This is a genomic window from Cyclobacterium sp. L-R (genome assembly GCF_056859355.1).
Window position 1 is genome coordinate 55,952 of the sequence record NZ_JBSXOH010000075.1, and the last position, 13,624, is coordinate 69,575.

General features: G+C 36.0%; 10 protein-coding genes. 9 read left to right on the forward strand and 1 reads right to left on the reverse strand.

The window, feature by feature from the left end; all coding sequences use genetic code 11:
- Positions 1-233: 233 nt before the first annotated feature.
- The 8 genes from AC13EX_RS13720 to AC13EX_RS13755 all read left to right on the forward strand — a co-directional run bounded on the left by AC13EX_RS13720 (position 234) and on the right by AC13EX_RS13755 (position 10,751).
- Entirely contained in the window at positions 234-2,684 is a 2,451-nt protein-coding gene (locus tag AC13EX_RS13720; RefSeq protein WP_482893117.1) for a TonB-dependent receptor, read from the forward strand.
- Positions 2,685-2,687: 3 nt separating this feature from the next.
- The gene (locus AC13EX_RS13725) at positions 2,688-4,052 is read left to right on the forward strand and encodes a hypothetical protein (RefSeq protein ID WP_482893118.1); all 1,365 of its coding nucleotides are present in this window, start codon (positions 2,688-2,690) and stop codon (positions 4,050-4,052) included.
- Between the two features lie 364 nt (positions 4,053-4,416).
- Positions 4,417-4,830 (forward strand): RidA family protein, encoded by a 414-nt coding sequence (locus AC13EX_RS13730; protein WP_482893119.1) that lies wholly within the window; start codon positions 4,417-4,419, stop codon positions 4,828-4,830.
- A gap of 270 nt (positions 4,831-5,100) precedes the next feature.
- Entirely contained in the window at positions 5,101-5,400 is a 300-nt protein-coding gene (locus AC13EX_RS13735; protein ID WP_482893120.1) for a type II toxin-antitoxin system HigB family toxin, read from the forward strand.
- Between the two features lie 2 nt (positions 5,401-5,402).
- Positions 5,403-5,753, forward strand: a complete 351-nt coding sequence (locus AC13EX_RS13740; RefSeq protein ID WP_482893121.1) for a helix-turn-helix domain-containing protein — start codon at positions 5,403-5,405, stop codon at positions 5,751-5,753.
- A 538-nt stretch (positions 5,754-6,291) separates the two neighbouring features.
- Positions 6,292-7,005 (forward strand): hypothetical protein, encoded by a 714-nt coding sequence (locus tag AC13EX_RS13745; RefSeq protein WP_482893122.1) that lies wholly within the window; start codon positions 6,292-6,294, stop codon positions 7,003-7,005.
- 113 nt (positions 7,006-7,118) lie between these two features.
- Positions 7,119-7,829, forward strand: a complete 711-nt coding sequence (locus AC13EX_RS13750; protein WP_482893123.1) for a hypothetical protein — start codon at positions 7,119-7,121, stop codon at positions 7,827-7,829.
- 936 nt (positions 7,830-8,765) lie between these two features.
- Complete coding sequence (locus AC13EX_RS13755; RefSeq protein ID WP_482893124.1) at positions 8,766-10,751, forward strand: GNAT family N-acetyltransferase; 1,986 nt, start codon at positions 8,766-8,768, stop codon at positions 10,749-10,751.
- Positions 10,752-10,967: 216 nt separating this feature from the next.
- On the opposite strand, the gene AC13EX_RS13760 is transcribed toward AC13EX_RS13755, so the two are convergent.
- Positions 10,968-11,444, reverse strand: a complete 477-nt coding sequence (locus AC13EX_RS13760; RefSeq protein WP_482893125.1) for a hypothetical protein — start codon at positions 11,442-11,444, stop codon at positions 10,968-10,970.
- Between the two features lie 360 nt (positions 11,445-11,804).
- Here AC13EX_RS13760 and AC13EX_RS13765 point away from each other — a divergent pair, with 360 nt between their 5' ends.
- Positions 11,805-13,574, forward strand: a complete 1,770-nt coding sequence (locus tag AC13EX_RS13765; RefSeq protein WP_482893126.1) for a hypothetical protein — start codon at positions 11,805-11,807, stop codon at positions 13,572-13,574.
- Positions 13,575-13,624 lie beyond the last annotated feature (50 nt).

Genomic DNA, 13,624 nt, shown 5'->3' on the forward strand with positions numbered 1-13,624 from the left:
ACCTGGGTCTCAAGTTCAAATTAAAGTAATAAAGGAATTGAATTTGAAGCACTAATCTTTCTTATTAAAAATTAATCTAAATAAGTATTGATTAAAAAAATCGCTTTTTGTACTTTTGAGACAAATTAGACTTAGTCTAAATAATGTCAGTGTTTTTTGTGTCATTTGAAACATAATAATCACCAAAAACAATGGCAATTTCCATTTGGCTTTTAAGTAATTAAGCACAGCACATGAGTAGATCTTTATTTTTCTTGAGAAGACAATTCTGGATGGTCTCCCTTCTGTTTATGGGGAGTATCGCTGCTTTTGGTCAGTCCCTTCAAGCAGCAACAATAAAAGGAAAAATCATTGATTCAGGCTCAAACCCTGTCCCTGGAGTAATTGTCAGAATTAAAGACAGTTCTTTTACCGCAATTTCATCTTTGGATGGAAGTTATGAAATCAAGAATGTGCCTAAAGGTAATTTTGAGCTTTTGCTCTCAAGCATTGGATACGAGAACCAAAGCAAGAATGTAAATATTGATAGAGAAGAAATAATTTTAAAACTTGATTTTTCATTGATAGAATCTACAACTGACCTTGAAGGGGTTGTGGTAGAAGGACAGTCGGTGAAGACCGAAATCGAAACGGCAGGTTTTGCTGTGGAAGTTGTAGAAACCAAGCAGGCAGCACTTCAATCTATACAAACCAATGACCTGCTTAATCGAACTGCAGGGATCAGGGTTAGACAGAATGGAGGGATTGGTTCTCGTGTGGATTATAATTTGAATGGAATGTCCGGTAATTCTGTTAAAATATTTATTGACGGACTTTCTATTTCTACCTATGGTTCTTCCTTTAGCTTAAACAGTATTCCTCCGGCATTAATTGATCGAATTGAAGTTTACAAAGGGGTGATACCAGCTCACCTGGCAGATGATGCCCTGGGTGGTGCCATCAATGTGATCTTAAAAAAGGGAGTAGTCAACAATCTTTCAGCCTCAGTATCCTACGGATCTTTCAATACGCTACAGAGTAACCTAAATGCAGCTTACAGGGATGAAAAAACAGGTTTTACCACCAAGGTGTCAGCCTTCTACAATTATTCAGACAACGATTATGAGGTATGGGGTAAATTTGTAAGAAATATTCTTGCTAATGGAAGGTATGATTATGTACGGGCGAAGCGATTTAACGATGCCTACCGCTCAGTAGGTGGGAAACTTGATATTGGATATACCAATGTTAAATGGGCTGATCAGTTTTTTATCAGCTATACCGGATCTGACGATTACAATGAAATCCAGCACGGTACATATATGTCAATACCTTACAAAGGACGTTTCGGTACTTCTCAGTCTCATGTTTTTGGCCTGACTTATTTGAAAGAGGATCTAGGAATAAAAGGTTTCGATGTGAATTTCAATGGCTCTTTGAGTAAAAGAAGTGAGGTTGTTTCGGATACCGTCAAATGGAATTACAATTGGTTTGGTGAAATGAGTTTGGGGCTGGATGGTGAACCGATTTTACGTCCTGGTGGCGCTCAGCAGGGTGCACCCACCTTGAATCATATTGATAGAAATGTGGCCACTTTTCGCGCAGGGGCCTCTTATGAAATTAACCCAAATCATAGACTCTTTTTGGGTCAGTCCTTTTATTCTATTGATAGAACCCAACAGGACTTTATGAAAAGTGCTGTTGAAAGAGAATTTATAGGTACACGTGATCTTCAGAAATCCATAACCTCTCTTGGCTATGAACTGGATATGTTTCAGTCTAAATTAAAAGGGAGTGTTTTTGGGAAGCGTTACAACCAAGGTATAGCAAAAATGGATCCCTTGTTGGTAGAAGAAAATGGTACCACAACTCGCGTGGAGGACCGAGCCAATAGTAGTAGAAGTACGAGTGGCTACGGAGCTGCTTTTTCATACAGGATTATCAGACCTTTGACTTTGCTTGCTTCAGCAGAAAAGGCGGTAAGGATGCCTTCTGAAGGAGAAATTTTTGGTAGCCCAGGTGATAATATTGTTGAAAACCTTGGTATTCGACCTGAAATAAGCAATAACCTGAACCTAGGTTTTATACTTGGTGATTTTGAATATCAGGCTCATACTTTTTCTTTTTCAGGCACAGGCTTTATCAGAGATACCAAAGACAAAATTATCCAACAGATAAACCCTAGGATCAATGATGCTGTTCAGACCAATCCATTTGAAAATCTGGGCAAAACCAAATCCATTGGTTTTGAAGGACAAGTGAAATATGCCTATGGCAATTCATTTAGGGCCATAGTGAATGTTTCTAAATTCAACTCCCAATTCAATACCAAGCTTGACCCTAATGGAAATGTCTTTGCCAATTACGGACAGCAGATTCCAAACGAGCCCTTCTTTACTATAAATAGCTCATTGGACTATACTTTTAGAGATGTGGTGAAGCATGGTTCTTTGCTAAGGTTGTCCCATTATTTTGGGTTTGTTGATAGATTTTACACAACCTGGTTGGAAATTGAAGATTTCAGAACGCCAAGGCAATATATCAATGACATAGGTGCTACCTATACTTTTCCTGACAGGAGGATGGCAATAAGTGTGGATCTGCGCAATGTATTCGACAAGCAGGTTTATGACAATTTTGCGGTGCAAAAACCAGGAAGAGCATTATATGTCAAGTTCAATTATACAATAGGAGATTTCAAATAGATAATGTTATATAAAAGAAGTACTACAACGATGTTTAGAAAAATCAATACAAGCAACAGGTTCTTGGCTTTTAGTTTAGCAATTGCGATGATTTCAATGGGATCATGTGTTACAGATGAAAATGAAGTACCTAAGGAAGAGGAAGAATTAGAGGATGATCGATGGGTAACTCTCGTTGGCGCATTTATGGGAGATGCTCCTGGAGATGGTAACGGTGGTACCAATATATATGCGATTAGCTACGAAGATGCCATAGACCCTGATAAAGAATTTAATGTGTTTGATGATGGCACACCCGTAAAATCAAACCGTACTGCTAGATTACAGGTTTCTGAGGATGGAGGTACTTTGTTTAATATTGCCTATTCAGGTGAAAATGGAGGTGAATATGCCAAGTTTGACATCCGTGGAGGAAGCAATTATGTTCAGGAAGATGTTACGGTTAATATTTCTCAGTATGCAGGAACTTCTCCAAGGTGGAGTAAACTTTATAATGGGGATAAAAATGGTATCGCCGTAAATGTAGCCAATATAGTAGCAAACAATGCTGAGGATGCCACTGCTGATTTTCAGTATTACAGAGGTACCGCCACTGTATTGGATTTGGATTTACAAGAGACCCTTATCTCCAATTACAAAACTTACGAACTTCCTTTATCAGTGGAAGAAGAGCTAGCTGGTCATACCATCTTTAGACTAGATGCCCCTGTTTTAAACCAAGCAGGAAACAAATTACTTATTGGAACATGGATGAGGAAATACGATCCTGCTACAGGCTTGACTGAAAGTGATTTTGACAGATTGGGTACCAAAACTGTTGTTGTGGATTATCCTTCATTGGAAAACCCTACCATTATTACTTCCACACAGGCTGATGGCGATTGCTCAGGATATAGAAGCAATGTGAACCAACTTGCTGATGATGGTTACATTTATCAGGCTACCACCAGAAATAGCAATGGCTCTCATATTTTGAGAATTGGATCTAATAATGAATATGACAATACCTATGCTTTGAGTCTTGATGATGCTCTTGGGCTTACAGACACTTATGTAGATGCTTGGAAATATGTGAGCAATGGTATTGGGTATGCTTTGATCCGTCATGGTGAAGAAGACCAGGGATATGTTGTTCGTATGGACCTTAAACAAAAAACAGCTTCTATTGTACAGGGGGTTCCAAATGATCCTGATGTAAGGTTCAACCAGTTTCAGGGATTCTTGGTAAGTGGAGATGATTTGCTTTTGCCTATTTCACCACTTGGACAAGATGGAAACATTTACATCCTTCACAGTCAAACCAATGAGGTATCTATAGGTGCCAAAATAATCAACAAACCAGGAAATCACTTTATCGGTGTATTCTAGGAAAAACAGCACTATTTAGAAACCCCTGCATTTTCTTTAAGGAAGTGCAGGGGTTTTTTGTTTAAGCCAGATGCTAGTACTTCGGAAAAACCAACAAAAGGCAACGTACAGAATCACGATTTCTCATTCTTTACCTGATGTACACCAAGTCCTACACCAAGCCCTAAAGGGGCACAATAAATCAGCCAAGGGTGCCAGCCCTTGGTAAGGAAGATTATACACATCTTGATTTTGTCAGCATTGTTGCCATATTTCTGCAACAATGCCGACAAAATCTTCTTAGTTATACTTTCTTTACCTATGTAAATGTATGCCTGAATAAACTGTATTTTCTTTGTGCTATGCTATCACTAAAACTAAAGAAATGAAAAACGACAAAAATACTTTTATCAACCCAAAAGGCTTATTCAATCCATCAAATAACGGATTTTCCCATATCGTTAAGGTGGAGGAAGGAAAATCCCTATACTTTTTTTCCGGACAATGGGCATCTGACGAAAAGGGACAGCTTGTCTCCCAAGACTTTGAAGAACAGGTTCATAAAATGGTGTCCAATATTAAAACAGCAATGGAAGCAGCAGCTGTGACTATAGATGATGTCGTAAAACAAACCGTTTATATAGCAGATTTTACACAAGAAAAAAAGAACATTCTAATAGAAGTGACTTCTAAAGAATGGCAAACAGAGAATTTTCCTGCAAGTACCATTGTTCCTGTGCCACTATTAGCCACTGCCAAAGATTGTCTAATTGAGATTGAATTCATTGCTGCCAAGTAAAAATTTAAATTAGCCCAATTCAGGTTCACATTAATCTATATGGTAGTCAAGGGTGAACGATTATACACATCTTGATTTTGGCGGTATTGTTGCTCTTTTCTGAAACAATGCTGACAAAATCTCTTTTGTTATTTTAGTTGAGAGTAGAGGGGTAAGATGAAAAGTGTGCTTTATTTGAAGATTGTATCCTATTGGAAAACAGATAACTAACAATTGGGCAGTTGAATATCCCAATTTGGGATATTTAACTGTCTTTTGTATATTTGCACAATGAGAATCATCGCGTTTAGAACGATAAGAGCGTTTTTCGAAAACCCAGAATACGCTGACTCTGAGGTTTCCTTGAAAGCTTGGTATCACGATGCTAAAACTGCAGATTGGAAAAACTCAAATGAATTAAAAAAACAATATAAAAACGCAAGTATTGTTGGTGATGGAAGAGTAGTTTTTAATATAAAAGGCAATGATTACAGATTAGTAGTTGCAATTGATTATGAATTTCAGGTGATTTTCATAAGATTTATTGGGACACATAAGCAGTATGATAAAATTGATGCAAAAACGATTTGATTATGGAAATACGTCCAATTAAAACAGAGCAAGATTATGATTCTGCCATAGGTAGGATTGAAGAATTGTGGGGAGCAAAAAAAGACACTCCAGAAGGTGATGAGCTTGATTTATTGGTGACTTTAGTTGAATCATATGAGATGAAACATTATCCTATTGCTCCACCTGATCCAATTGATGCCATTAAATTTCGCATGGAGCAAATGGGAATGACAAATTCGGATATGGTGAAATATTTGGGCAGTCAAAGTAGAGTTAGTGAGGTGCTTAATAAAAAAAGAAAGTTGACCTTAGGAATGATTAAATCACTTTACAAGGAGTTAAAAATACCAGCAGAGATATTACTAGCTTAATATACCCTGAAAAATCCATTTTCCTGAAATAATTTTTACTGACAAATTCAGCGGTATTCGAAGAAGCCTATAGGGCTTCATAAATTATAACCGTGCGGTGTCAACCCACGGAAACTGGAATAAAAGTGAGTCGATTTTGGCGGTATTGTTGCTCTTTTCTGCAACAATGCTGACAAAATCACTACCAACCCATTCCCCATAGAAGACGCAAATAAAGTCTTATGATATCACCAAGCCCCACCGGGGCTCAATATCTCAGCCAAGGGTGTCAGCCCTTGGTAAGGAATATTATCCACATCTTGATTTTGGCGGTATTGTTGCTCTTTTCTGCAACAATGCTGACAAAATCTTCTCGATTAATTTATATCAGGATAGGCTTATCCTCCGTATTTAATCAATTAAAAGGTAAAAAAAACAACCTTTTCATGACATACCTACCTATTCACTTCTGAAATCATAAAAACTTAGTTATTTTTAGAGTGTGTTAGTCGAATAAAGCGCATAATGTGCATTGTTTGTAGGTTAGTGATAATATTAAATGAGACTCTTCGACAAAAATAAAAATATCATCAAAACCGATCCAAATCTTAAACCATCCGTAAGATTTGAAAAGGTTTTGTTACATACACTTGAAAAAGAAGGGTATCAGCATATTAAGTCAAAACATGAATTTGTTCAGGGATTTGAACATGGGAAAAGAATCATAAGTCTTACTTATAACAAATCATTCGGTTACATTTCAACTGTTCAGTACTTCATCCATATAATTTTCAATGATTTGGAAATGGCTTTTAAAAAAGTTTACCCAAACTATAATTGGACAAATTGGACAATTCATGAAAACTTACATTGGACTGAAAGTTCTTTGTATGACGTTATATCGGACAGCTACTCGGACAAGTCTATAAACAAATTAGCGGATGAGTTTTTTCATCATATTAAACCAAATATTGATGCTACTTTTTCAAAAATTAAAGATTACCAAAGCTTGAACGCAGTTTATAATTCAAATCCAAATGTGTTCAACGATTACCTTCCACATTCACGTCTTGAAAAGAGGGTGATTAATGGGCTTATTCTTGTCAAAAACACTGAACCCGAGAAATATGAAATCGTAAAAGACCAGTACTTAAATCTCTTAGATAAATACAAGGGTAATGATCTCGAAGAAATTAGAACTGAAGTAGAAATTGGATTGAATTTCTTAGATGAAAATGAATTAAAATTAAAAAATACGGTTAAAAATACCTAAGAAAACATGTAAAGGAAGTACTGAAAGCAAGCATAGGACTTCATAGTTTGTCAGGGTGTAAAAAACGTATTTTGAAATCCTCACTTATCTTAGCTAAACCGCTGACATTAATAATGACGAGATACATAGGAATTGCAATGCTTACTATCGGAGTTGGACTACTTGTATACTCTTCGACGTTTGACCCATTCGCGGACATGAACGGATTTTACGAAAAAATGGAGTCTGTAATGGGAGAGGAAAGCAGATCTCAGAAATTTCACGAAATAAGAGATTCCTACTTGACTCCAAAATTTGACTTGGAGGACTACGGACTTATTTGCGTTATTCTTGGTTTATACACGTTGGTTTTACTTCCAAAAAAATGGCAACACTTTAAAACACCAAAATATAAAGCGGTAATCATATTAATTGGCGCGTTAGCTGTTTTGTTAACCATTGGAGGTTATGTTGGTGATTTGTTTTTAGAAATGACTAGGGACAGATACCCTCCATGGGCTGACTCTTTAGTAATACCACTAATGGCAGTTCCAATGCTATTCCTCATTTTTTCAGGATGGTTTGCCATTAATCTTATAGGACTAAAAAATCCATTTAAGACTTCTGTTTCAATTATGGAATTGGATATAAAATCAATAAACTACTGGTATTTGGCTTTAGTTATTTTAACCATAATCCTAACGCTTATTATGATTTATGAAGGGGATTTTTGGTTGACTGCCGCAGGGGTTATGTGGGTGTACTTCTACATAATACTTTTGCTTGGACAACAGAAGAAAAAAATTAAAAATCATCCTAAAATAAAAACCACAAGGTTTCATTAAGAGCCACTATAGATAAGAAAATAGGTCCGACTTAATATCCCCAAACACCTATCCCCAAACCCCACAGGGGTACTTCAGAAGTACCCCCTTGCCCTTTTTAACTCCAATTTACTGACAGAGAACTGCTCCGGAGTACCTAAAACTGACAAGCTTGAATGTTTTTTATGGATCTTTGCAGGTAAAACCTTATATTTTCCACCTCCAACCTGATAATTTCGACCAAAAACTGACAATAAAAAGCCCAAAAAGTGGAAAATATGACAAAATTTCAGGAAAAGTCCGTAGATAGGCTCAAATTTTTGGTGTTCGGAAGTGGGCTGGGGTACTTCTGAACTCGATGATTTCAGCTTTTTTATTCAAGCTTCCACCTTTTTGCCGGAAATTATTAGGTTTTAACTGATAATTATTAGGTTTTTGCCGAAAAATTCCACCTTTTTGGCAGCTTTTTTTAAGTTTTAGCTGATCAATTCGACCAAAAACTGACAAGAATTGACCTTTTATTCAAAACATTTTACAAATAGTCCGAAATAAAAATGTTCAGAGGTCGGAATTAAATGATTTTCGGTGCAATTTTTCATGTTTCCGAATGTTTTAAATATCGTTCCGGTGAGCTTGAGATATACAATGATGCGCTTTTGCTTTAGCCGACTTTTATGCCCTCTATTAATTGGAGTAGAGTAAGATTATATTTCAAAATTTCACAACACTTCATCCGGGGTATCCGTAATTAGCTGAGCATAAACTTTTCTGTTAATGTTTAAAAGGAATTGTTTACCTTTTGTAACAATATCCCGCATCGTCCAAAAGGATTTTCGGGAGATAGCTAAAGGTTAGATAGTCAGGTTGCTTGAGGTGGTTTCAGCAAGAAAACCAAGCGTTTTTGCCTATATAGTGGTTAATCGGGGAAAGTAGTGTAGTCAAGCATAAATAGGATCCATGAAATTAAATTTTCGTAAGGCCGGTTCAGGAGACCTGGAATTTCTCCTGAACCTTGAGAGGGAATCATTTCCTGAATTCCAGCAAACCTCCGCTTCAAACCTCAAAAAAGGACTGAAAAGTTCTTTTCAGGAGCTGATTATTGCTGAGAATGCAGCGGACAATCAGCCTGTGGCTTCGGCTGTGCTGTTTAAGTACAAGCACATGCTTCGCTTGTATTCTATCAGTGTAGCACTTCAATACAGAAAGGAAGGTATAGGCAATGCAATTATGGAATACATCAAGGCTTTTGCGCTTTCTAATAACTTTAGGAGTATTACTTTGGAAGTGAGGGAAAGCCAAAGCAAGCTCACCGACTGGTATATGTCCAAGGGGTTTGAAGTGATCAAAACATTGAAGAACTATTATCAGAACGGTGAAGATGCCTTGAAGATGGGAATGAAAATTAGGACAGAAGCAATAGATAAGGGAAACAAAAACCTGATCGTGATCGACCAGCCCTACGTCTGGCAAAATACGGGGCTAAAAGCCACTATAGTATCTGTAAAAGAGTATATCAATAATCCTTTGTATCAAAACAATGCCAATTTCAGGATTTTTAATCTCTGTAGTTCTTACAAATACCAAAGTTATGGTTACTATGTCTCTCTTTTGGCGTCCGCTCGGGGACAAAGGGTGATACCAAGTACTTCTACCATCAAAGATGTGCAAATTGCCAATGTGGTGCAGGCACTTTCCTATGAGTTGAATGAACAGGTAAACCAAATCCTCAGCAAAGAAAAAGGCACTAGCCTGTCTCTTGATTTGTATTTTGGACAAACGCCGCTGAAGGCTTACAAGGTGTTGGCTGCCAGGTTATATCAGGTTTTTGAAGTGCCCTTATTTACCATTAACTTTATTAAGGTAGATAAATGGATCATAAAAAATATTAAGGTGCTGACCTTCAAAAACCTGGATGAGGCACAAAAGGAAACCTTGTTTTATGCTGCAGAGCGGCACTTCAACAAAAAACGGTACAATTTCCCCAGGCTTAATAATTACAGGTATGACCTGGCCATATTGATCAATCCCTTTGAAGCCAATCCGCCTTCAAATAAGGAAGCCCTTGAGAAATTCCGTAAGCTTGCCAATAAAAAAGGGGTGTACGTTACTTTTATCGGCAAAGAAGATATCAATAAAATCAACGAATTTGATGCTTTGTTTATCCGGGAAACCACCAATGTCAACCATTATACCTATGAACTCTCCCGCCTTGCTTTTGCTGAAGGCCTGGTGGTGATAGATGATCCCTGGTCTATACTGCGCTGCTCCAATAAAATTTACCAGCATGAATTGTTTAAGAAAAATAAAATCCGCACCCCTAAATCTTTCACTTTAACCAAGAACATGTTTGAAGACAAGCTGCTGGACAATATCAGGTACCCAGCAGTCCTCAAACAACCCGATAGCGCTTTTTCTCTCGGGGTGATAAAGGTAAACAATAAGGAGGAGGCAAAGCGTGAACTGAGCTTGCTCTTCAAGAAAACCGATATGGTAATTTGCCAGGAGTTTTTGTATTCTGCCTACGATTGGCGGATAGGGATACTGGACAATAAACCAATTTATGCCTGCAAATATTACATGACGCAGGATCACTGGCAGATCTATAACTGGAACAGTGATGCGGAAGATAAATCCGGCAACCATGAGACAATAGCCATAGATCAGGTGCCGGAGGAAATAGTAAGCCTGGCAGTGAAAGCTTCTTCCCTGATAGGTGACGGACTCTATGGAGTGGACCTCAAATTTGTGGAGGATAAAGTATATGTAATTGAAGTCAATGACAACCCCAATATTGACTATGGTGTGGAAGATCAGGTGCTGGGAGATAAACTATATCAGCTGATCATCGATTCCCTGATCAACCGCATAGAGATTATGAAAAATATCAGACACATCAACCTGATCAATAACAAACAGATCAATACCGGTAATCAGAATAAATAATGGATAAGCCAAACAGGCTGCGGTCTCAAAGCTTTCAACCGCAGCCTAAATAACTTTTGGGTGATACAAGCAACTTTTTTTTACTACCTCAAATCCGCAAACCTTACAGGTTTTGTCGAAAATAAACCGGACCTTAAAATTTGGCGGGTGAAACCTGTAAGGTTTTATCGCTATAAAAACCAATAGATTAAAGAAATAAGCTGCGGAATATAGGAGTTAGCCTTCGGCTTCACCGGATGTTCTGGATTTTTGAAAGCGCTGTTTGAGGTCTTCATAGATGATTTTGGCATCGGCCACATTTAGTTTGGAGGCGTATTTTACAGAATTATAATAACTCAGCGCACCCAAATAGGCTTCAGACCCAGCCACCATCACCGTGTCGTTGAGGTTGCTTTCTAATTGCTGTATATCCCTAAGCATAGGGACCAAGTGCTTAACCGCATTCCAGTCTTTATGGACTTCATCCAAATCAGTATAGGGAGGAAGAAACTGTGCGTCTTCCCGTGCATAGTCCATGGCTTTTTCCACAAAGGGAATGGTGCCATCACTCATTTTGGGTACCGCCTGCCGCTCTGCAGGAGTAATGGCAATCAAGTAAGGAGAGAGCTTGGTTTTTAGAGTAGCAATGGCATTATTAATTTCCGTTAGATCTTCTTCCGGAATGTCGATCGAAACTGAGTTCATAGAGCTCATATCAAATAAGTTTTTGGGTTATATATTAATGACTACAATGAAAATACTTTTTAGTTTTATAAAATGCAAATTTTATCATGTAAAAAACACTAAATACTTAATTATTGAACTGTATTGGTCGTTTTTGGCCAATTTTAAGGTGTTTTGTTGGTGTAAGTTGTTTATTGGGGTTTTGGTTGATGGATATGTATGCGAATACCTATAGTTTGATAGGTTATTTGTTGATTTGATAATTATTCAAAATATAATGTAGTGTTATTCTGTCAAACACTTTCTTAATCATAAAAAATTAGTTAGTTTTGGAGAATTATTGTAAATGATGTGTGAGGTGGGCTCTATTGATGTATTTTAAAAAATAAGATGAAAGAAGGAATTGATAGAATATACTCAAACCGTAATGACTTTTTAGTATTGGGTTTAACTGGTAGAACTGGTTCTGGTTGTTCCACAACTGCTCAGGAGTTATCGTTGGATAAAAATGAATTTAGGTTTCCTCCAATTAACTCTTTTAAGTTTGAAAATAAAAACGAAGAACGTAAATATAAAATAACTTTAAATTATGCTAAAAATAACTGGGAGCCATTTTACATAATACGAGTAAAAGATATTATTACTGCTTTTATTTTAGAACATACCTATAGTGATTTTTGTAAATATTTAAATACTTTAACCCCGGATTGTGATTACCTAAAAAGTTTATCAGAAATAAAAAATGAATTTGAAAAATTACATTTAGTAAGAATAGAATTAAAAAAAATAGATGATAAACATAATGATATTTATGATTTTCATTTTAGAAAAATTAATCTTTTTACGGAAAAATTAAAACTTCAATTGTCTAAATATAATAATTCTTATACAAGTATATATCAGATAATTGGGAATAATATCAGGTCATGTGGAAAAGCCATTTGTGGTAAGTTAGATAAAGGAAGTGATAATACAGACGCTTTGGTTAAAAAAGTTAATAAATTCATTAAGTTAATTAGAATTGTATCCAAAAATCAAGAAAGAAAAAGCTTTATAGTAATTGATGCTTTAAGAAATCCCTTTGAAATATCATATCTTAAAGAACGATATTCCGCTTTTTATATGTTGGCTATCAATGTGAATGATACAGACAGGAAAGAAAGACTTCAAAATAATAATTATACAAAAGAGCAAATTGAAAAATTAGATAATCAAGAATATCCTGATAAGCTACATGGTATTGATTTGTATATTTCTCAAAATATTCAACAGTGTATTGAACTGTCAGATATTCATATTCATAATTCAAGTACTAAGAATGAAAATTTTAGTGGTCTTATAAAACAATTAATTCATTATTATTCTTTAATATTAAAGCCAGGAATTGTTCCTCCAACGTCTATAGAACGAGTTATGCAACTTGCTTATACAGCTAAACTCAATTCAGGTTGTTTGTCTAGACAAGTTGGAGCGGCAATTACAGATAATGGTTTCTCAATTAAATCAATTGGGTGGAATAATAGTCCTCAAGGTCAAGTGCCATGTATACTAAGAAATACACAGGACTTAATAGATTCAGCTGATATGGATGCGTATAGTGATTATGAAAAAAATGATTCAAAATTTCGATCTTATTTTAAGTCAGTTTATGAAAATGATGAAATAAGAAAATTGAATAATTGTGGTCATAATAGCTCTTATTGTTTTAAAGAGATTCAAAATAATTTAGAAAATGAAAAAAATCAAGTTCACACTCGGTCACTTCATGCCGAAGAAAATGCATTTTTGCAATTGACTAAATACGGGAGTCAAGGTATAGAAAATGGTGTTTTATTTACAACTGCAAGTCCTTGCGAATTATGTTCTAAGAAAGCATATCAATTAGGGATTACCAAAATATATTTTATTGATCCTTACCCCGGTATTGCTACATCTCATATTCTAAAAGGAGGAGATAATAACCCGAACTTAATTTTGTTTACTGGTGTAATTGGGAAATCTTATTTTCAATTATATCAGCCATTATTATCATATAAAGATGAGATAAAGCAGCGAGTTGATTTGGTTTTTCCAAAAGTAAAAGAAAGTGAACTTGAAAAAGCTAAGTTAGAAATAGAACGATTGAAAAATAGGATTTTAGAAATAGAAAATGATAAATAAATTTTTCCACTTATGATTATAAGTGATGCATTTTTTTTGTTTTATGTTTA

Excerpts from the sequence above, each read along its gene's own strand:
- AC13EX_RS13720 (WP_482893117.1), top strand. The coding sequence starts at position 234 with ATGAGTAGATCTTTATTTTTCTTGAGAAGACAATTCTGGATGGTCTCC.
- AC13EX_RS13725 (WP_482893118.1), top strand. The coding sequence starts at position 2,688 with ATGTTATATAAAAGAAGTACTACAACGATGTTTAGAAAAATCAATACA.
- AC13EX_RS13730 (WP_482893119.1), top strand. The coding sequence starts at position 4,417 with ATGAAAAACGACAAAAATACTTTTATCAACCCAAAAGGCTTATTCAAT.
- AC13EX_RS13735 (WP_482893120.1), top strand. The coding sequence starts at position 5,101 with ATGAGAATCATCGCGTTTAGAACGATAAGAGCGTTTTTCGAAAACCCA.
- AC13EX_RS13740 (WP_482893121.1), top strand. The coding sequence starts at position 5,403 with ATGGAAATACGTCCAATTAAAACAGAGCAAGATTATGATTCTGCCATA.
- AC13EX_RS13745 (WP_482893122.1), top strand. The coding sequence starts at position 6,292 with ATGAGACTCTTCGACAAAAATAAAAATATCATCAAAACCGATCCAAAT.
- AC13EX_RS13750 (WP_482893123.1), top strand. The coding sequence starts at position 7,119 with ATGACGAGATACATAGGAATTGCAATGCTTACTATCGGAGTTGGACTA.
- AC13EX_RS13755 (WP_482893124.1), top strand. The coding sequence starts at position 8,766 with ATGAAATTAAATTTTCGTAAGGCCGGTTCAGGAGACCTGGAATTTCTC.
- AC13EX_RS13760 (WP_482893125.1), bottom strand. The coding sequence starts at position 11,444 with ATGAGCTCTATGAACTCAGTTTCGATCGACATTCCGGAAGAAGATCTA.
- AC13EX_RS13765 (WP_482893126.1), top strand. The coding sequence starts at position 11,805 with ATGAAAGAAGGAATTGATAGAATATACTCAAACCGTAATGACTTTTTA.